The sequence below is a fragment of the Sphingomonas sp. genome (assembly GCF_036387535.1).
Classification (GTDB): Bacteria; Pseudomonadota; Alphaproteobacteria; order Sphingomonadales; family Sphingomonadaceae; genus Sphingomonas_R.
In genome coordinates this window covers 1-18730 of record NZ_DASVTO010000025.1, presented here as the reverse complement: position 1 = coordinate 18730, position 18730 = coordinate 1, and the positions used below count along the sequence as shown (strand labels likewise).

Genomic DNA, 18730 nt, shown 5'->3' with positions numbered 1-18730 from the left:
GGAGGGCGGGTGCCCTCCTCCGGCTGGATCTACGCGAGGATCACATCCTGTACGACACGCGCACATACCCGAACTGACCCGGAACGTCGTAGGTGGTCGGATCATAGTTCGGGCCGGTGCACGTGGTGCAGGCCGGTGGATCCTGATTGAAGACGTTGCGCACGCCGACGGTCAGGTCGTATTTCCTGTCGAGGAAGGCGGGCGAGAAGATCAGCTGAACATCGCCGTAGAAGGTGTTCTTGAGTCGTGCGCCGGTGTTTTCGGTAACATGGTTGATGTAGCGCCCCGTAAACGATGCCTCCAGATCTGCAATGCTCCAGCTGACCACCCCGGTTCCCTTGAACTTGGGATAGGACTGGTCGGGCGATCCGCGAGTGGTGCCTCGGTAGCTGATCGCAGCCAACCCGGTGGAGGTCGGGGTCGTCTCGGTATATTTCATCAGGTGGTTGCCGTTGAGCGACAGCCCGAAAATACCCGCTCCGGTCTGAGGCGACCGGTAGTTGAGTGTCAGATCAATGCCGCGGGTGCGAATCTGGCCGATATTCTGCAACAGACCCACGATGCTGGAAATGCGGCCGCTGGTGCTGCGCACTACGTTCGAGCAGCTGAGCGCGTCGCCGGCTTCGCTGCACCGCGCCAGCGTCACCTGCGGGTTGGTCGAGGCGATCGCGCCTGACACCTTGATGTCGTAATAGTTCGCCTCCAGCGCGAACTGGCTGGCAAAACCGCTGTCACGCAAAAAGGCGGGGCTCAGCACGCCGCCGAACAGCCAGGTCTTCGACGTTTCGGGTGCCAATGCACGGTTGCCACCGGTCGTCACGCCGAGCTGGCCGGTCGGTTCCTGATAGCTGCCGTTGGTCGGCACGCCGTTTGCCGCGCAGTTGGCCCGCACCGTGGCGGACGCCTGGTAGCGGGATCCTGCAATGTTGCTGCACGGATCGGGAATGCCGATGTCGGATCGCGATTGCGCACCGAACAGTTCCCCGATGCTCGGCGCGCGGAACCCCTCTGCGAAGGAGGCGCGGAAGAGCAGATCGGAGATCGGCTTCCACAAACCCGTCGCGGTATAGGTCGTGTTGCTGCCGCTGATCGAATAATTGACGTGGCGCACCGCACCCGATGCCTCAAGCGAATTGAAGAATGGCACATCCTTCAGCAGCGGGATGCGGATCTCGCCGTAGAATTCGTCCGAGTTGAACGAGCCGCCGGCGGCCTGTGCCGGAATGTCTGCACCGAATCCCGCCTGGATGATCGGATCTGGCGTGAATTGTCCCTGCTGATAGCGATGCTCATACCCGACCGCGATACCGACCGGACCGGCCGGCAGGTCGAACAGCTCACCGGTCACGTTGGCGGTATAGTCGCGGAGTTCCTGACTGCTCCGCGCCCGTTCGGTGAAACCGACATAGGCCAGCATCTGCGGCGTGATCGAACCCGCGCCGCCGAAGATGTTGAACGGTACGCATTCGCCGGTGCATTGTGAAACCGGGCCAAGCGCGCGGGCGAGCCGTTGCGTGTTGATGTTGCCGGTGAATACCTGCTTCGCGTCATTGAAGCCCTGCACCGCGTTTACGTCCCAGTAGAAGGTCCGTTCGCCAAGCTGGAACTTGCCGTCGAGCGTTGCCGTCACCGTCATGGTGTCGACCCGCTGATCGTAGGTCCGCTGCCCCGCCTCGACCAGTCGGCGGCCGATCAGCGCGTAATTTGCCGGCGGCTGGCCTGCGCCGCCCGCCGATAACGTGACGCCGAACGGATTGAACGGATTGGTTGCGTCGATCGAGATCCGATCGGTCAGCGTGCCGGTGCCCGCGTCGGGGCCGACGTTCAGCGGCAGGAACGCAGCCTGGTTTTGCGACTCCCGGTGATTGTAGATCGCCCGGACGCGCAGGTTGATGTCGGACCCCAGTTCCTGCTTGAAGTTGACGAACGCGCCATAGCGTTCCGACGGGGTCAGGAAATAGTTGAAGGGCGAGAAATTGAACCGGTCCGCTGTGGTGAAGGCGCGGAAATCGCCACCGACCAGCGTGGGATCATAGACGCCGCGCGTGCTGAGGCCATTCTGGCGTACGGTCAGCGTGCCGCCCTGCGGACGGATTGCATTGCCTTGGTTGAACACGATGCGGCCGCCGAGCGCCGCGCCCGAGCAACCGCCGCGGGGATCGGTACAGCTCGTCTGGCCAGGGTTCGGGAATTGCGAGATGGTCCGGTCCCGCGTGCGGACGCTGCCTTCCTTCACATAGCTGGCGCCGATCACCAGCGACGTCGTGGGTCCCTTCACGCCGTAGCTGATATCGCCGTTATAGGAATGGCCGTCGCCCGCGCGGAACGTACCGAACTGGCCGGACATGCGCAGGCCTTGCTGGCTGCTTTTGGTGATGATGTTGACGACACCGGCGATGGCGTCCGAGCCGTAGAGCGGAGACTGGCCGGATTGCAGAACCTCGATCCGTTCGATCGAACTGTTGGGGATGGTATTCAGATCGACCGTGCCCGGGATGCCGCTGGCCGAGGCGCCGTTGACGTAGCGAAGGCCGTCGACCAGCACGAGCGTACGCTTGGCGAGCAGATAGCGCAGGTCGATTTCGGACGAACCGGCCCCGACCCCGCCGCCATCCTGGGGATTGCCGATGTTGCCCGAATTGTTGACCTTCGTGTTCAGGCCGCCGGCCGCACTGGGCAGGCGCTGGAGAATGTCGGCCACCGACGTAAGCCCTGTCTGGGCCAGGGCAGCGGCGTCCAGCGTGACGACCGGCGAGCGCTGTTCCAGCGGGCTCTGCCGGATGCGCGATCCCGTGACGATGATGTCGTCGGTCGTGCCCGCCACATCGTTCGTCGCGGCGCTTGCGCCAGCCGCAGGGCCGACATCAACCGCCTGTGCATGGGCAGCGGCGCTCGCGAGCAGCATGGCAGAAAGGCATATGCCTGAACGCAGCGATGTTCGGTTCTTCATATCGTAACGGCCCCCTGAGTGATGCGCCCAAGGTTCGGGAAAAAGTGCTGCGCCGCAATAGACAGGGCGTATCCTTTTACCCGATGGCAACGATCGATCCGTTTATGTTACAAAATTGCAACATGGTTAACGAGGGCTCTTTGCGTGAGCTGGGTCGAGCCAGAAGGATCTGGGGGCAGTATGAAGCCCCTGTTCGGCCACATGACCTGCCCCGTTTTCAGGCCGCTGCCGGACGCGGAATGCCGCCATGTACTGGTGTCTTGTGATGGTTCCTCGGCACGCGGCGCAGTGTACGGAACAGCTCGGCGACACATATCTCCTCTACCAAACCGATCGGCCTATTCTCGCCAAAGGATTTGGTCGCAGGAGATATGGCCGCCTGAAATCGCCACCACGTCTAATCGGTCCAGCGCAATGACGCGAAACCTTCACTTGCGAAGGCGAAAGCCCCTGTTTTCAGGGTAGCGGACGGCAGATACGTCACACGACACGTGATGGAACGCCTCCGGCGGACGCCAAAGCCGGACCAGCGTCGCTTTCAGCTAAAACAACGACTTATGATGAAATTGGCTGGGGCGGCAGGGTTCGAACCTGCGCATGGCGGCATCAAAAGCCGCTGCCTTACCACTTGGCGACGCCCCAACGTGCCCGGCCTTATAGCCGGGCGGGCGCGGGAGGGAAGGGGGTTGGTGGCGGGTTCAGAACAGCTTTTCGACCCAGCCGTGCGGATCGGGCGCCAGGCCGCGCTGAATATCGACCAGCGCGGTGCGCAGTTTCAGGGTCAGTTCGCCGGCACTGCCGCCATTGCCGATCGTGAAATCGCCATCGACGCTGCGCACCGTGCCGATCGGCGTCACCACCGCAGCGGTACCGCAGGCAAAGGCTTCGCGCAGGCGCCCGCTCCGCGCGTCGGCGCGCCACTGATCGATGGCATAGCGTTCTTCGCGCACGGTAACGCCCTGATCACGCGCCAGCGTCAGGATCGAATCCCGGGTGATACCAGGCAGGATCGTCCCGCCCAGCGGCGGCGTCACCACCGAACCGTCGTCGAACACGAAGAAGATGTTCATCCCGCCCAGTTCCTCGACCCAGCGACGCTCGACCGCGTCGAGGAACACGACCTGGTCGCAGCCGCGCCGGATCGCATCCGATTGCGCCAGCAGGCTGGCGGCATAGTTGCCGCCGCACTTGGCGGCTCCGGTCCCGCCCGGCGCCGCGCGCGTATAGTCTTCGGAAACCCAGAGCGACACGGTCGGCGTTCCCGACTTGAAATAGGCGCCGACGGCCGATCCGATCACCATGTACAGATATTCCGCGCTGGGCTTCACGCCCAGGAACACCTCGCTCGCGAACATGAACGGGCGCAGGTAGAGGGCCCCGCCCTCCTGCCCGGGGATCCAGTCGCGATCGGCCGCGACCAGCGCGCGCACCGACTCCAGGAACAGCGGCTCCGGCAGCGGCGGCATCGCCATGCGCTCGGCCGATTGTGCGAAGCGACGCGCATTGGCATCGGGGCGGAACAGCGCGGCACCGCCGTCCTGCGTGCGGTACGCCTTCATGCCTTCGAAGATTTCCTGCGCATAATGCAGCACCGACGACGCCGGATCCATCTGGATCGGCGCGCGCGCCTGCACGCGCGGATCGTACCAGCCCTTGCCCTCGGCATAGTTGATGACGACCATGTGATCGGTGAACACGCGCCCGAACCCCGGATCGACCAGCATGCCCGCGCGCGTACCGGCATCGACCGGCGTGGCATGCGGTTCGATGCGAAAGGTCTGCTCGGTCACGTGGCGGCTCCTTCAGGGGCTTTGGTGGCGCGGCCCGGCGGGACCGTCCTCCCGCTTGGCGGTTGCGTCCGGTTAGGCGCGCTGTCAGGAGGGGTCAACATGCCTGCCCCGCCCGCATCGCCGCTGTTCCTGCGCGAAGCCGAGATCCGGCGCGGCATCGAACTCGTGCATTTCGGACAGGCCCAGCTCTATCGCGGGATCGACGATGCGCTGGCGGCGCATGGCCTGGGGCGCGCGCATCACCGCGTGCTGTATTTCACCGCACGTCAGCCCGGGCTGAACGTCGGCACGCTGCTGCGCCTGCTCGGCATCACGAAGCAATCGCTCGGTCGCGTGCTGACCGATCTCACGACCCGGGGGCTGATCGACACCCGCCCCGGAACCAGCGACCGACGCCAGCGCCTGCTGCGCCTGACCCCCGCCGGCGCGGTACTGGAAGCGCAGCTGTTCGACATGCTGCGCGCCAAGCTGGGGCGCGCCTATAGCGACGCCGGGCCGGGCGCGGTCGCGGGGTTCTGGGCGGTGCTGGAAGCGCTGATCCCGCCGGCCGACCGCCCGCGGATTGCGGGTCTCGGGGAAAAGGGCTGAACGCCATGGCGACTTCGTTCCTGCTGCCGATCACGGCCTTGCCCGACGACATCGATGAACTGGGTCATGTCAACAATGCGGTCTGGGTCCGCTGGATCCAGGATGTCGCGACCGCCCATTGGCATGCGGTGGCGGCGCCCGGCCATCATGACGCCTATGTCTGGCTGATCACCCGTCATGAGATCGATTATCTGCGCGCGTTGAAGGCGGGCGAGACCGTCACCGCGCGCACCTGGGTCGCGGATGCGCCGCGCGGCGCGAAGTTCGACCGGCTGATGGAGTTCACCGGCGGCGATGGCAAGGTCCATGTCCGCGCCCGCACGACCTGGGCGATTCTCGACCGCACCACCGGCCGGCCGCTTCGCGTGCCTGCGGAGGTGATCGCGCCCTTTCTGGCTTGAAGGCCCATCGGTTACACCGGCCGCGCCAGCACCTCCAGGATCGCGCGCAGCGCCTCCGGCGCGCTGGTGAAGGCGATGTGCAGGCAATCGACCTCCACCGCCACGTCCGCCTCGCCCGGCAGCCCGCGCGACGCCGCCGGCGCGACGATCCCGTCGCGCGCGCTCCAGAGTGCGAAGGTCGGCACCGGCGGCTTTTCTGGCAGCACGGCATCGACCGGCGGCCGATCGACGGCGTGGCCCGCGACCCGCTGATACAATCGCCAGGCATTGTTGGCATGGATGTCACCGGAAAAGGGCGTGCCCAGCGTCAACACGCGTTCGACCCGGTCCGGCATCCGCTTCGCGAGTTCGCGCGCATACAGCCCGCCCAGGCTCCACCCGATCACCGCCGCCGGGCGATCGCGCGTCATCGCCTCCAGCCGCGCCAGCATGCCGTCGATCAGGGCCGGGCTGATCCCCAGGTTGCGCCCCAATCCCCAGCCCTGCGGGCGATATCCGGCGGCGGCCAGCGTCCGGCGCAAGGTCGCGGTGGTGCGGTCCCCGGCCAGAAATCCCGGCAGGACCAGCACCGGCCGGCCATCACCCGGGCAGGCGCGCGCCAATCCGCGCCATGCCCATTGGCCCCGCATCCATGCCAGCGGCGTGGCGAGTTCGCCCAGCATGCGGGCGCGGGAGGGCGGGCGGTTCATGCCCGCCGGTGCGCCGCCCAATAATCCTGGACCGCGGCCCAGCCTTCCTCCGCTGTCTCCACAAAGCGGAACAGCTCCAGGTCCTGCGCGCCGATCACGCCTTCCTCGACCAGCGCCTCGAAATTGACGACCCGGTTCCAGAACTCTCGCCCATAGAACAGGATCGGCATCGGCGTGACCTTTCCGGTCTGGATCAGGGTCAGCAGCTCGAACGTCTCGTCAAATGTCCCGAACCCGCCCGGGAACACCGCCACGGCGCGCGCGCGCAACAGGAAATGCATCTTGCGCAAGGCGAAATAGTGGAACTGGAACGACAGCTTCGGCGTAACATAGACGTTCGGCGCCTGTTCGAACGGCAGCACGATGTTCAGACCGATCGACTCGGCCCCGGCATCGGCCGCGCCGCGATTGGCGGCTTCCATGATCGACGGCCCCCCGCCCGAACAGACGACCAGCTGGCGCTTGCCATCCTCCGATGGCGCGGTGCCGCTGGCCAGCGCCGCCAGCTTGCGCGCCGCGTCATAATATTTCGCCTTTTCCGCCAGCCGCGCCGCCACCTTGGCGCGCGGACCATCGCCCGCCGCGGCGACCAGCGCCTGTGCCTTCGACGGTTCGGGGATTCGCGCCGAACCATAGAAGACGAAGGTCGATCCGATCCCCGCTTCGTTGAGCAGCAATTCGGGCTTCAGCAATTCCAGCTGGAACCGCACCGAACGCAGATCCTCACGCAGCAGGAAATCGGGATCCTGGAACGCCAGCCGGTAAGCGGGATCGGATGTCTGCGGGGTCGACAGCTGCTTCGATACGACCTCCGCCTCATCGCGCGCGGGGGAAAAGACACGCTTGGGAATCTGGCGGTCGGTCATGCGGAGATCCTGCTTTTGCCCGGAAAAGCGGGGCGATCCCCGCGGGAAAGCGGCGCCTTCTAGCGGCAATAGTCGCTGCTCGCCATATCGAAATGGAAATGGTCGCGGTGATAGGCATTGGCATCGGGCCCCAGCACCACGCCGAACCGCCGGCACGCACCGTCATGCACCGCATGCAGATAGTCGCGGATCCGTGCATCCGGACCGGCCCAGCCGTCGCGTACGGTAAAGCGCGTCCCGTCGGCCAGCACGAACGCCGCGATGTCGACGGCATTGGCATGACCATGCTCGGATAGCCGCTGGCCCACCTGCCCGTTTACCGGTCGGCAGGCATAGGTCCCGAAACTGTCGATCCGGCGCAGCGGCTGGTCGAAACGACGCTCCGCCTCGACCTGCGCCACCTGCTGCACCCAGCGCGAGAAAGCCAGCGCCAGCGGACATCGCAGCGCGCCCAGGTTGGTGACCGGCGTGCCGATGGCGACCAGCTTCACCGCGGCCGTGGCATCGCATCCGCCACCGAACACCCGGTCCGGCAGCGCCTGGAACGACACCCCGGCACGGCCAAGATCGGCATGGCATTGACGCAGCGCCCGTTCGGACAAGACCGGTCGCGCCGGTGTCGCGGCCGGCCGCCGGGCCGGCGCCCGCGGTTCGGGGCGCCCCGCCGGGATACAGGCGGTCACGATCAGCAACAGGAGGATCGCCCATATCCGCATACCGGACGATCGCCGGCTGAAGCTGACTCCCCGATGAACCGGTCGCCAGTGGCGGTTGAACCGCGCCCGGAATCGCGCCACCTGTCGGACATGGCAGCTTCGACCACGCTCAACGCGCGCAACCTGGAAAAACTCGGTGCCCCCGCGCTCGCCGCCCTGCTGATGGAGGTGTCGACCGGTCACGGTGCGATCAAGCGCCGGCTGCGGCTGGCACTCGCCGATGTCGCGGGGCCGGACGAGATCGCGGCGCAGGTCCGCAAGCGGATCGCCACCATCGCCAAGGCGCGCGGCCGGCTCGACTGGCAACAATTGCGCGCGCTGATCGCCGACCTGTCGACGCAGCATGCCGCCATCGTCGGGCCGCTTGCGGCCAGCGATCCGAAAACGGCCCATGAACTGCTCTGGGCGTTCCTCGGCCTCGCCGACCGCTTGTTCGATCGTACCGAGGACGGCGGCGGTCATCTGGTCGATCTGCTCCGCCGCGCTGCCAGTGATATCGGCCGGCTGTCCCAGGCGGCGGCGATCGCTCCGCCGGCGCTGGCCGACCGGGTGTTCGATGCACTGACCGCCGGGGACCAGGGCCAATATGACGGACTGATCGCCACGATCGCGCCGCTGCTCGGCGCCGAAGGACGCGACCGGCTGAAGAAACAGATCGCGGCGTGGGGACAGACAGAACCGACGCCGGAAGAATTGGGGCCGGTGATCGGCTATGGCCTGTCGGGTCCCCTTTACGCGCATTCCGCCACCCGACGCCGCGCAGAAACCGCACGTCGCCTGCTGCGGGACATGGCCGACGCGGAGGGCGATGTGGACGCCTACATCGCGCATCATCCCGACGCCACCCGGCGACAGCCGCTGGTCGCCACCGCGATCGCGCGGCGCCTGTTGGCGGCGGGCCGGGCCGATACCGCGCTGGCGACGCTCGACGCGGCGCACCCGGTACGCGCCGCCTTCATCCCCGCCGACATGGACATGGTGCGGCTCGACATTCTCGAAACGCTGGGTCGGGCGGATGCAGCGCAGGCGTTGCGCTGGGAACGGTTCCAATCCGTGCTCCACGCCGGTCATCTGCGCGACCATCTCCGCCGGCTGCCCGATTTCGATGATTTCGAGGCGGAACAGCGTGCGCTCGCTTTGGTCGAACGTCATAACGACGTTCATGCCGCGCTCGCCTTCCTGATCGAATGGCCCGCGCCGGAACGCGCCGCGCGCATGGTGCTGGCCCGCCGCGACGACCTGGACGGCAATCGCTATGAGGTATTGAGCGAGGCCGCCGACCGGCTCGATGGCGCCGATCCGCTTGCGGCCACGATCCTGCGCCGCGCGATCATCGATTTCACGCTCCGCGCTGCGCGCTCGGCGCGCTACGGCCATGCCGCACGTCACCTCGCGGAATGCGCGACGGCCGATGTCCGCATCGTCGATCATGGTGATCTGCCCGACCACGCTGGCTATGTCGCGGCGCTTCGCCGGGATCATGGCCGCAAGACCGGGTTTTGGGAGGCGGTCGCGAACGGCTGACGCCCCGGTCCGGCCGCGGCTTACCGGGCCGGGCGGCTTCCCCCCACCGGCGTCGCACCCGGCGTCGCGGTCTGCCCGAACCGCGTCGTGAAGGCATAGAGGATGCCGCCGGCGGCCAGTACGGCCACCACCGCGAACAGGATGATCCACGGCCGCACCACGCGCGGCGTCCGGTTATCCTCGGCGGATGGCGGATCGCGATCGGTCATGACAGGCTCCCTGCGTCGCGGACCGGCGCTGTGGACGTCGACCCCGGCGGGCGGCCACCGTGCCGCCCGCGATCAAGCGGATCAGCCGCGGCCGATCCCGTGATAATGCAGCCCCGCTGCCTCGACATCGCGGCGATGATAGATGTTGCGCAGGTCGACCAGCACCGGCGCCTGCATCGCACCCGCAATCCGTTGCAGATCGAGCGCGCGGAACGCGTTCCACTCCGTCACGATCACCAGCGCATCGGCATCGGCCGCCGCGGCATAGGCATCGGCCACGAACTCGACACCGGTCAGCATCTTCGCCGCCTGCTCCACGCCTTCCGGATCATAGGCGCGCACGGACACGCCGGCATCCTGCAACGCCTGGATCAGCGCCAGCGACGGCGCATCGCGCATGTCGTCCGTATCCGGCTTGAACGTCAGGCCCAGCACGCCGACCCGCTTGCCGCGATGATCACCCTCGCCCATCGCGCGCAGCACCTTGCGGCCCATCGCGCGCTTGCGGCTGTCGTTGACCTGCACCACCGCTTCCACGATCCGCACCGGGACCTCATGGTCTTCCGCGGTCTTCAACAGCGCCAGCGTATCCTTCGGGAAACAGGACCCGCCATAGCCCGGGCCCGCGTGCAGGAACTTCGATCCGATCCGATTGTCGAGGCCGATGCCGCGCGACACGTCCTTCACATCGGCGCCCACCACTTCGCACAGGTCGGCGATCTCGTTGATGAAGGTGATCTTCGTCGCAAGGAACGCGTTGGCGGCATATTTGATGAGTTCCGCGGTGCGCCGACCGGTGAACATCAGCGCCGACCGGTTGAGGTAGAGCGGGCGATACACCGCTTCCATGATGGCGGTCGCTTCCGGATCTTCGGTGCCGACGACGACGCGGTCGGGACGCTTGAAGTCCTCGATCGCCGCACCTTCGCGCAGGAATTCGGGGTTGGACACGACCCAGGCCTTCGCATCGGGCGCCACCTCGCGGATGATCCGCTCCACCTCGTCGCCGGTACCGACCGGCACGGTCGACTTGGTGATGACCACGGCCGGCTTGGTCAGCGCCGCCGCGATCTCGCGCGTGGCGGCATAGACATAGGTCAGGTCGGCATGGCCGTCGCCGCGGCGCGACGGGGTGCCGACCGCGATGAACACCGCATCCGCGCCGGCGACGCCCTCGGTCAGATCGGTGGTGAACGACAGGCGGCCACCCTTGACGTTGGTCGCCACCAATTCTTTCAGCCCGGGTTCGTAGATCGGCATGATGCCGGCATGCAGCGCGTCGATCTTCGCGGCGTCCTTGTCGACGCAGATCACGTCATGGCCGAAATCCGCGAAACACGCCCCCGACACCAGCCCGACATATCCCGTCCCGATCATCGTGATCCGCATTGCCCGCCATTCCCATCCTGGTGATCCCGTCGGCCCTGCGACCGCCGTCATGCCCGTTATCCGACATTTCCCTGCCTTGCACCTGTTTTACCGTCCCAGCCCGACGTGGCAGAATGCACCATATCCGGCTAAGGCGGTGCGATGCTGCGCCTGTCCGACCTGAAATTGCCGCTCGATCATCCACCGAAAGCCCTGCCGGCCGCGATCTGCGCACGGCTCGGCATCCCGCCGGATGCGCTGGTTCACCACGCCATCGCCCGCCGCGCCAATGACGCCCGTCGCAAATCGGCGATCCTGCTCGTCTATTCGGTCGATGTGGAGGTTCATGACGAAGCCGGGATCCTCACCCGCTTTGCCGGCGATCCGCATGTCCGCCCCACGCCTGACACCGACTACCGCTTCGTCGCGCGCGCGCCGACGGGATCGGCCGGCCCTCGCCCGGTGGTGATCGGTGCCGGCCCCTGCGGCCTGTTCGCCGGACTGATCCTGGCGCAGATGGGATTCCGCCCGATCATCCTGGATCGCGGCAAGGTCGTGCGCGAACGGACGAAGGACACCTGGGGCCTGTGGCGCCGCGGCGTGCTGGAACCCGAATCCAACGTCCAGTTCGGGGAGGGCGGCGCCGGCACCTTTTCCGACGGCAAGCTCTGGAGCCAGATCAAGGATCCGCGCCACCTTGGGCGCAAGGTGTTGACCGAGTTCGTTACCGCCGGCGCACCGCCGGAAATCCTGACCGAGGCGCATCCGCACATCGGCACGTTTCGCCTCGTCACCATGGTCGAACATATGCGCGCGACGATCGAGGCGCTGGGCGGGGAATATCGCTTCGGCACGCGGGTCGACGATCTGGACATCGCGGTCGCGGCGGACGGGACGCGCCACCTGCGCGGCCTGCACCTGCATGATGGTGGGCATCTGGCGGCGTCGCATGTCGTGCTGGCGGTCGGGCACAGCGCGCGCGACACCTTTCACATGCTCCATGATCGCGGCGTCCATGTCGAAGCCAAGCCGTTTTCGATCGGCGTCCGCATCGAACATCCGCAATCCTGGATCGATCGCGCGCGGTTCGGCACCTGCGCCGGGCATCCCGATCTCGGCGCGGCCGCCTACAGCCTGTCGCATCACTGCGCGAACGGGCGCACGGTCTACAGCTTCTGCATGTGTCCCGGCGGCACCGTCGTCGCCGCCACGTCCGAACCCGGCCATGTCGCCACCAACGGGATGAGCCAATATTCGCGTGCCGAACGCAATGCCAATTCCGGCATCGTCGTCGGCATCGATCCCGCGCGCGACTATCCGGGGTCGCCGCTCGCGGGGATCGCGCTGCAACGCCATTGGGAACGCCGCGCCTATCTGGCGGGTGGATCCAGCTATGCCGCACCCGGCCAGACCGTGGGCGACTTCCTTGCCGGCCGCGCCTCCACCGGCTTCGGCGCGGTCGTCCCGTCCTATCGCCCCGGTGTTCATCCAACCGACCTGGCCGACTGCCTGCCCGATTTCGCGGTCACCGCGATGCGGGAGGCGCTGCCCGCCTTCGGCCGTCAGATTCCGGGCTACGATCATCCCGACGCGATGCTGACCGGGGTCGAAACGCGGACGTCGTCGCCCATCCGCATCACCCGTGGCCGCGATTTCCAGAGCCTCAACACCGGCGGCCTCTATCCGGCGGGGGAGGGTGCGGGCTATGCCGGCGGCATCCTTTCGGCCGCGGTCGACGGTATCAAGGTCGCGGAGGCATTGGCGCTCGATCTGGTCGGCGATCGCTGATCCGCGGGCACTGCGTTTATCCCACTTGTTCCAGGCGGGCCGCATAGAGCGCCCGCTTCTCGCAATAGACCGCTGCCGACTGGCGCAGCCGTGCGATCTCCGCTTCGGACAAGGCCCGCACCACCCGTGCGGGGGCGCCGACGATCAGGCTGCCCGCCGGAAATGCCTTGCCCTCCGTCACCAGCGCCCCGGCGCCGATCAGGCTGTCCGCGCCGATCACGGCATGGTTCAGGACCGTAGCGCCCATCCCCACCAGCACATGATCGCCGATCGTGCAGCCATGCAGGATCGCATGATGCCCGATCGTCACGCCCGCACCGATGGTCAGCGGCGCGTCCGGATCGGAATGCAGCATTGCACCATCCTGCACATTGCTGCGCGCGCCGATTTGGATCGCGCCATTGTCGGCCCGCACCACCGCCCCGAACCAGATGCTGACCTCCGCCGCCAGCACGACCTCCCCGATCACGTCGGCGGACGGCGCGATCCAGGCGGAACCGTCATCGGGCCGTCGCGGCTGCCGCCCGTCCAGCGCATAGACCGGCATCAGGCCGCCGCCCCCGCGGCCTTCGCCCGCTGCCGGAACCGGTGCAGCAACGGCTCGGTATAGCCATTGGGCTGCGTCAGTCCGTCGAAGACCAGCGCGCGTGCGGCCTGATAGGCCAGACTGGTATCGGCCACGCCCGCCATCGGCCGGTACAGCGGATCGCCGGCATTCTGCGCATCCACCTTGGCCGCCATCCGTTCCAGCGCCGCTTCCGCCTCGTCCGGCGTGGCGACGCCGTGCAACAGCCAGTTCGCCATATGCTGCGACGAGATTCGCAAGGTCGCGCGGTCCTCCATCAGGCCGACATCATGGATGTCGGGCACCTTCGAACATCCGACGCCCTGGTCCACCCAGCGCACGACATAACCCAGGATGCCCTGCGCATTATTGTCCAGCTCGTCCCGAATGTCCGCGGGGCTCCAGTTGCGCCCATCCGCCAACGGAATCGTCAGCAACGCGTCGAGCGGCGCGATCGGCTCGGCAACGCGCTCCGCCGCGCGCGCGAACACGTCGATGGCATGATAGTGGGTCGCGTGCAGCGTGGCCGCCGTTGGGCTGGGAACCCAGGCGGTGCTAGCGCCGGTGCGGGGATGCGCGATCTTCTGGTCCAGCATGTCGGCCATGCGGTCGGGGGCCGCCCACATGCCCTTCCCGATCTGCGCCCGGCCCGACAGTCCGCAGGCGAGCCCGATCTGCACGTTGCGATTTTCATAGGCCGCGATCCATGCGGACGTCTTCATGTCGCCCTTGCGCAGCATCGGCCCCGCCCGCATCGATGTGTGCATCTCGTCGCCGGTCCTGTCCAGGAACCCGGTGTTGATGAACATGATCCGGTCCTTCACCGCCGCAATGCACGCGGCCAGGTTGACGGACGTCCGCCGCTCCTCATCCATCACGCCGACCTTGATCGTATGGCGCGGCAGGCCGAGCAGATCCTCGATCGCATCGAACAGCCGGTTGGTGAATGCGGCTTCGTCCGGTCCGTGCATCTTGGGCTTCACGATATAGATCGAACCGGTCCGGCTGTTGCGGATACCGGCGCCGTTCCGGTCGTGCAGCGCGATCAGGCTGGTGACGATCCCGTCCAATACGCCTTCCGGCGCCTCCGTCCCATCCGGCAACAGCACCGCCGGCGTCGTCATCAGATGACCGACATTGCGCACCAGCAACAGGCTGCGCCCCGGCAGCGTGATGGTCCCGCCATCCGCCGCGTCATAACGGCGGTCCTCCGCCAGCCGACGGGTCAGCGTCCGGCCGCCTTTCTCGAACTGCGCCTCCAGATCGCCCTGCATCAGCCCCAGCCAATTGGCATAGGCCGCCACCTTGTCATCCGCATCGACCGCGGCGACCGAGTCCTCCAGGTCCACGATCGTCGACAGGGCCGATTCCAGCACCACATCGGCGATCCCCGCCGGATCGGTCCGCCCGATCGGATGGTCGCGGTCCACCACCACCTCGATATGCAGTCCATTATGCCGGAACAGCAGGGTTTCGCCGGCATGACCCCGATACTGCGTAGGATCCGCGAGCACCGGCATCCCGCCTGCGAAGTCCGCCCAGCTGCCGTCCGCCAGCGGCAATGTCCGGTCGAGAAACGCCTTGGCCCAGGCGATCACCTGCGCCCCCCGCTCAGGATCATAGCCCTTGCCCGCTGCCGCCCCGGGCAGGGCATCGGTGCCATATAGCGCATCGTACAGGCTGCCCCAGCGCGCATTCGCCGCGTTCAGCAGGAAGCGCGCGTTCAGCACCGGCACCACCAGCTGCGGTCCCGCCATCGTCGCCAGTTCCGCGTCGACGCCGGTCGAACCGATCGTGAACGGCGCGGGCTCGTCGACCAGATAGCCGATCGCACGCAGGAAGGTCTGATAGGCGGGCATCGCGATCGGCTGACCCGCGCGCGCCAGATGCCATGCGTCGATCTGCGCCTGCATCTGGTCGCGCACCGCCAGCAATTCGGCATTGTCGGGGGCGAAGCGCGCATAGATATCCGCCATGCCGGCCCAGAAGGTATCGGCCGCGACCCCCGTTCCCGGCAAGACGCGCGTCTCGATGAACGTGGCCAGCGTGTTCGCGACCTGCAATCCCGCGCGATCCGTCCTGTCGATCATCCGGCTTCCTCCTGTCTGTCCTGCGCGGTCGGTGTAGCCGGCCCCGCGTCCGTTCAGTAGACACAAGTTCCCGACGACAGTCTTTCCCGGCAGGAACGAATGGTGGATCCCGATTACGACCTGTTCGCCGCCATCGTCGCCACCGGCAGCATCTCCGCCGCGGCGCGCAGGCTGGCGATCTCGCCGCCGATGGCGTCCAAGCGGCTGGCCCGGCTCGAACGCCGGCTGGGTACGCAGCTGGTCCATCGCAGCACGCGCCGGCTGGCGCTGACCCAGGCCGGCGCCGCCTTTCATGATGATGTCGTCGCCATCCTGGCGGCGGTCGCGGCCGCCGAAGCGCGGGTTTCGGGGCATCAGCGCGACGTTCGTGGCCCGTTGCGCCTGTCGGGTCCCACTTCGTTCGGCCGGCTCCATCTCGCCCCGCACCTCGGTCTGTTTCTCGATGCCTATCCCGGGGTCGATCTTCGGTTTGACCTGTCGGACGGCTTTTCCGACCTGATCGCCGACCGGATCGACGTCGCGGTCCGGATCGCGCCGGCGATCGATTCCGGGCTGACCGCGCACCGCCTCGGCACCAGCCGCCGGATCCTGTGCGCCGCGCCTGCCTATCTTGCGGCCCATGGCCATCCCAATGGCATTGCCGCGCTTGCCGACCACCGTCTGCTGGCCGCCGACGGGCAACTGCCCTGGCGGCTGGAGGGACCGGACGGCCCCGTCATCGTCGACCGCCGCAGCCATGTCGGCACCAACAGCAGCGAGGTCGTCCGCGAACTGACGCTGGCGGGCGTCGGCATCGCGCTGCGTTCGCTGTGGGATGTGGATCACGACATTGCGGCCGGGCGGCTGGCGCGCGTGCTGGTCGACCATGAGGGCTCCGTCGACGTCGGCATTTACGCCGTCCATCCCGCCGCCGGCCTGATCCCCCCAGCCGTCACCGCGCTCGTCGACTGGTTGCGTGCGCTGTACGCCGCACCTGCTCCTTGGGAGCGTGCCGCGCAATCGAGCGGTTTTCGACAGGAGGGGCTTTCCCGCCCGCGTTCCAGATGGCAGGACGCGATCCGATCCGATGGTCGCACTCCGGACATCGGCTGGGAGCAGGGCAATGCAGAAGATCTATGACAGTCCCGCCGCCGCGCTTGACGGGCTGCTGTTCGACGGGATGACCATCATGTCGGGGGGCTTCGGCCTGTCCGGCAATCCCGAAAGCCTGATCCCCGTCGTCCGCGATTCGGGCGCGAAGGCGCTGACGATCATCTCCAACAATGCCGGGGCCGACGGCTTCGGGCTGTGGATGCTGCTGGAAAGCCGCCAGGTGGCGAAGATGATCTCCTCCTACGTCGGTGAGAACAAGCTGTTCGAGCAGCAATATCTCGGCGGCGAACTGGAACTGGAACTCAACCCGCAAGGCACGCTGGCGGAACGCATCCGCGCGGGCGGCGCCGGCATCCCCGCTTTCTACACGAAGACCGGCGTCGGCACCGTCGTGGCGGACGGCAAGCCGCTGGAGGATTTCGACGGCGAAACCTATGTCCGCGAACGCTGGCTGAAGGCGGATCTGGCGATCATCAAGGCGTGGCGCGCCGATCCGGAGGGCAATCTGATGTTCCGCAAGACCGCGCGCAATTTCAACCCGATCATGGCGACCGCGGCGCGCATCACCGTGGTCGAGGTGGAGGAGATCGTCGCGGCCGGCGCGCTCGATGCCGACTGCATCCATACGCCCGGCATCTATGTCGACCGGATCGTGCGCAGTACGATCAACGAGAAGAAGATCGAGAAGCGCACCGTGCGTGAAAGGGAGAGCGTCTGATGGCCTGGACCCGCGACCAGATGGCGCAACGCGCCGCGCAGGAACTCAAGGACGGCTTCTACGTCAATCTCGGCATCGGCATCCCGACGCTGGTGGCCAATTATATCCCGGACGGCGTCCATGTGACGTTGCAGAGCGAAAACGGGATGCTCGGCATGGGGCCGTTCCCCTATGACGACGAGGTCGATGCCGACCTGATCAACGCCGGCAAGCAGACCATCACCCAGCTGCCGACCTCCTCCTTCTTTTCGTCGTCGGACAGTTTCGCGATGATCCGTGGCGGGCACATCGACCTGACCATCCTGGGCGCGATGGAGGTCGCCGCCAATGGCGACATCGCAAACTGGACCATCCCGGGCAAGATGGTGAAGGGGATGGGCGGCGCGATGGACCTGGTCGCCGGCGTGAAGCGCGTCGTCGTCGTGATGGATCACGCCAACAAGGCCGGCGAATCCAAGGTTCTCGATCGCTGTACGCTGCCGCTGACCGGCGCGGGCGTGGTCGACCTGATTGTCACCGACCTGTGCGTCTTTGCCTGCGACAAGGTCGCAGGGGGCCTGACCCTGCTGGAAATGGCGCCGGGCGTCACATTGGCCGAGATCCAGGCGAAGACCGTGGCCGCCTTCGCCGCGGCATGACCGCCGCCTATATCTGCGACGCGATCCGCACGCCGATCGGACGCTATGCCGGCGCGCTGTCGTCGGTCCGGGCCGACGACCTCGCCGCGCACCCGCTCCGCGCCTTGATGGCGCGCAACCCGTCGGTCGACTGGGATGCCGTCGATGATGTCCTGCTCGGCTGCGCGAACCAGGCGGGCGAGGATAACCGCAACGTCGCACGCATGGCGCTGCTACTGGCGGGCCTGCCGGAAACGGTGCCCGGCGCCACGATCAACCGGCTGTGCGGGTCCGGCCTCGACGCGGTCGGGCTGGCCGCACGCAGCATCCGTGCCGGCGACGCGCGGCTGATGATCGCGGGCGGCGTCGAAAGCATGAGCCGGGCGCCGTTCGTGATGGCAAAGGCCGACACCGCCTTCTCCCGCGCCGCCGGGCTGGAGGATACGACGATCGGCTGGCGCTTCGTCAATCCGGCCATGCGCCGCGCCTTTGGCACCGATTCGATGCCGGAAACGGCCGAGAACGTCGCCGAGAGCTATGGCGTATCGCGCGCCGATCAGGACGCGTTCGCCTGCGACAGCCAGCGCCGCGCCGCCGCCGCGCAAAGCTCGGGCCGGTTCGACGCCGAGATCGTCGCGGTCCACGTGCCGCAGAAAAAGGGCGATCACCTGATCGTCGACCGCGACGAACATCCGCGCAGCACCAGCGTCGAGGCCCTGGCCAAGCTCAAGGGCATCGTACGCCCCGACGGCAGCGTCA

The 18730-nt window shown here is 67.0% G+C and carries 17 protein-coding genes and 1 tRNA gene; 8 read left to right on the top strand and 10 right to left on the bottom strand.

Annotated features, from left to right (window positions below):
- Nucleotides 1–40: 40 nt before the first annotated feature.
- The 3 genes from VF649_RS02370 to VF649_RS02360 form a co-directional block, all read right to left on the bottom strand.
- Nucleotides 41–2905 carry a TonB-dependent receptor domain-containing protein gene (locus VF649_RS02370; RefSeq protein WP_331010354.1) on the bottom strand — a complete coding sequence of 955 codons (2865 nt, stop codon included), beginning with the start codon at nucleotides 2903–2905 and terminating at the stop codon, nucleotides 41–43.
- Between the two features lie 612 nt (nucleotides 2906–3517).
- A tRNA-Gln gene (locus VF649_RS02365) sits at nucleotides 3518–3592 on the bottom strand.
- Between the two features lie 56 nt (nucleotides 3593–3648).
- The gene (locus VF649_RS02360) at nucleotides 3649–4740 is read right to left on the bottom strand and encodes a branched-chain amino acid aminotransferase (protein ID WP_331010353.1); all 1092 of its coding nucleotides are present in this window, start codon (nucleotides 4738–4740) and stop codon (nucleotides 3649–3651) included.
- A 99-nt stretch (nucleotides 4741–4839) separates the two neighbouring features.
- Between VF649_RS02360 and VF649_RS02355 the strand changes: the two genes are divergently transcribed.
- Nucleotides 4840–5328, top strand: a complete 489-nt coding sequence (locus VF649_RS02355; protein ID WP_331010352.1) for a MarR family winged helix-turn-helix transcriptional regulator — start codon at nucleotides 4840–4842, stop codon at nucleotides 5326–5328.
- Nucleotides 5329–5333: 5 nt separating this feature from the next.
- Nucleotides 5334–5729 (top strand): acyl-CoA thioesterase, encoded by a 396-nt coding sequence (locus VF649_RS02350; protein ID WP_331010351.1) that lies wholly within the window; start codon nucleotides 5334–5336, stop codon nucleotides 5727–5729.
- Between the two features lie 11 nt (nucleotides 5730–5740).
- On the opposite strand, the gene VF649_RS02345 is transcribed toward VF649_RS02350, so the two are convergent.
- From VF649_RS02345 to VF649_RS02335, 3 genes are read right to left on the bottom strand one after another with little or no spacing between them, the layout of a single operon-like run.
- The gene (locus VF649_RS02345) at nucleotides 5741–6418 is read right to left on the bottom strand and encodes an alpha/beta hydrolase (protein ID WP_331010350.1); all 678 of its coding nucleotides are present in this window, start codon (nucleotides 6416–6418) and stop codon (nucleotides 5741–5743) included.
- On the bottom strand, nucleotides 6415–7284 hold the full coding sequence (locus VF649_RS02340) for an LOG family protein (protein WP_331010349.1): 870 nt from the start codon (nucleotides 7282–7284) through the stop codon (nucleotides 6415–6417). Before VF649_RS02340 ends, VF649_RS02345 begins: the two co-directional genes overlap by 4 nt.
- 59 nt (nucleotides 7285–7343) lie before the next feature.
- The gene (locus tag VF649_RS02335; protein WP_331010348.1) at nucleotides 7344–8000 is read right to left on the bottom strand and encodes an extensin family protein; all 657 of its coding nucleotides are present in this window, start codon (nucleotides 7998–8000) and stop codon (nucleotides 7344–7346) included.
- Between the two features lie 90 nt (nucleotides 8001–8090).
- Here VF649_RS02335 and VF649_RS02330 point away from each other — a divergent pair, with 90 nt between their 5' ends.
- Nucleotides 8091–9524 carry a DUF6880 family protein gene (locus tag VF649_RS02330; RefSeq protein WP_331010347.1) on the top strand — a complete coding sequence of 478 codons (1434 nt, stop codon included), beginning with the start codon at nucleotides 8091–8093 and terminating at the stop codon, nucleotides 9522–9524.
- A gap of 20 nt (nucleotides 9525–9544) precedes the next feature.
- On the opposite strand, the gene VF649_RS02325 is transcribed toward VF649_RS02330, so the two are convergent.
- Together VF649_RS02325 and VF649_RS02320 are read right to left on the bottom strand one after the other, a co-directional pair.
- Entirely contained in the window at nucleotides 9545–9733 is a 189-nt protein-coding gene (locus VF649_RS02325) for a hypothetical protein (protein ID WP_331010346.1), read from the bottom strand.
- A gap of 81 nt (nucleotides 9734–9814) precedes the next feature.
- On the bottom strand, nucleotides 9815–11122 hold the full coding sequence (locus VF649_RS02320; RefSeq protein WP_331010394.1) for a UDP-glucose/GDP-mannose dehydrogenase family protein: 1308 nt from the start codon (nucleotides 11120–11122) through the stop codon (nucleotides 9815–9817).
- Between the two features lie 141 nt (nucleotides 11123–11263).
- Between VF649_RS02320 and VF649_RS02315 the strand changes: the two genes are divergently transcribed.
- Nucleotides 11264–12889: an NAD(P)/FAD-dependent oxidoreductase gene (locus VF649_RS02315; RefSeq protein WP_331010345.1), complete on the top strand. Its 1626-nt coding sequence runs from the start codon at nucleotides 11264–11266 to the stop codon at nucleotides 12887–12889.
- A 16-nt stretch (nucleotides 12890–12905) separates the two neighbouring features.
- Here the strand turns inward: VF649_RS02315 and VF649_RS02310 are convergent, their stop codons facing one another.
- A complete protein-coding gene (locus tag VF649_RS02310; RefSeq protein WP_331010344.1) occupies nucleotides 12906–13436 on the bottom strand; it encodes a gamma carbonic anhydrase family protein in 531 nt (176 codons plus the stop codon).
- On the bottom strand, nucleotides 13436–15544 hold the full coding sequence (locus tag VF649_RS02305) for a malate synthase G (RefSeq protein ID WP_331010343.1): 2109 nt from the start codon (nucleotides 15542–15544) through the stop codon (nucleotides 13436–13438). Before VF649_RS02305 ends, VF649_RS02310 begins: the two co-directional genes overlap by 1 nt.
- A gap of 99 nt (nucleotides 15545–15643) precedes the next feature.
- Between VF649_RS02305 and VF649_RS02300 the strand changes: the two genes are divergently transcribed.
- From VF649_RS02300 to VF649_RS02285, 4 genes are all read left to right on the top strand, one after another.
- A complete protein-coding gene (locus tag VF649_RS02300; protein WP_331010342.1) occupies nucleotides 15644–16663 on the top strand; it encodes a LysR family transcriptional regulator in 1020 nt (339 codons plus the stop codon).
- Nucleotides 16647–17354, top strand: a complete 708-nt coding sequence (locus tag VF649_RS02295; RefSeq protein ID WP_331010341.1) for a CoA transferase subunit A — start codon at nucleotides 16647–16649, stop codon at nucleotides 17352–17354. The genes VF649_RS02300 and VF649_RS02295 overlap by 17 nt, the downstream gene beginning before the upstream one ends.
- Nucleotides 17354–17992: a 3-oxoacid CoA-transferase subunit B gene (locus VF649_RS02290; protein WP_331010340.1), complete on the top strand. Its 639-nt coding sequence runs from the start codon at nucleotides 17354–17356 to the stop codon at nucleotides 17990–17992. Before VF649_RS02295 ends, VF649_RS02290 begins: the two co-directional genes overlap by 1 nt.
- Nucleotides 17989–18730 (top strand): beta-ketoacyl synthase N-terminal-like domain-containing protein (locus VF649_RS02285; RefSeq protein WP_331010339.1); only part of this gene is annotated, 742 nt, incomplete at its 3' end. The genes VF649_RS02290 and VF649_RS02285, both read left to right, overlap by 4 nt.

Coding starts and splice junctions, on each gene's coding strand:
- VF649_RS02325 (WP_331010346.1), bottom strand. CDS start 9,733: ATGACCGATCGCGATCCGCCATCCGCCGAGGATAACCGGACGCCGCGC.
- VF649_RS02340 (WP_331010349.1), bottom strand. CDS start 7,284: ATGACCGACCGCCAGATTCCCAAGCGTGTCTTTTCCCCCGCGCGCGAT.
- VF649_RS02305 (WP_331010343.1), bottom strand. CDS start 15,544: ATGATCGACAGGACGGATCGCGCGGGATTGCAGGTCGCGAACACGCTG.
- VF649_RS02315 (WP_331010345.1), top strand. CDS start 11,264: ATGCTGCGCCTGTCCGACCTGAAATTGCCGCTCGATCATCCACCGAAA.
- VF649_RS02300 (WP_331010342.1), top strand. CDS start 15,644: ATGGTGGATCCCGATTACGACCTGTTCGCCGCCATCGTCGCCACCGGC.
- VF649_RS02370 (WP_331010354.1), bottom strand. CDS start 2,905: ATGCTGCTCGCGAGCGCCGCTGCCCATGCACAGGCGGTTGATGTCGGC.
- VF649_RS02345 (WP_331010350.1), bottom strand. CDS start 6,418: ATGAACCGCCCGCCCTCCCGCGCCCGCATGCTGGGCGAACTCGCCACG.
- VF649_RS02350 (WP_331010351.1), top strand. CDS start 5,334: ATGGCGACTTCGTTCCTGCTGCCGATCACGGCCTTGCCCGACGACATC.
- VF649_RS02330 (WP_331010347.1), top strand. CDS start 8,091: ATGGCAGCTTCGACCACGCTCAACGCGCGCAACCTGGAAAAACTCGGT.
- VF649_RS02355 (WP_331010352.1), top strand. CDS start 4,840: ATGCCTGCCCCGCCCGCATCGCCGCTGTTCCTGCGCGAAGCCGAGATC.
- VF649_RS02335 (WP_331010348.1), bottom strand. CDS start 8,000: ATGCGGATATGGGCGATCCTCCTGTTGCTGATCGTGACCGCCTGTATC.
- VF649_RS02310 (WP_331010344.1), bottom strand. CDS start 13,436: ATGCCGGTCTATGCGCTGGACGGGCGGCAGCCGCGACGGCCCGATGAC.
- VF649_RS02320 (WP_331010394.1), bottom strand. CDS start 11,122: ATGCGGATCACGATGATCGGGACGGGATATGTCGGGCTGGTGTCGGGG.
- VF649_RS02290 (WP_331010340.1), top strand. CDS start 17,354: ATGGCCTGGACCCGCGACCAGATGGCGCAACGCGCCGCGCAGGAACTC.
- VF649_RS02295 (WP_331010341.1), top strand. CDS start 16,647: ATGCAGAAGATCTATGACAGTCCCGCCGCCGCGCTTGACGGGCTGCTG.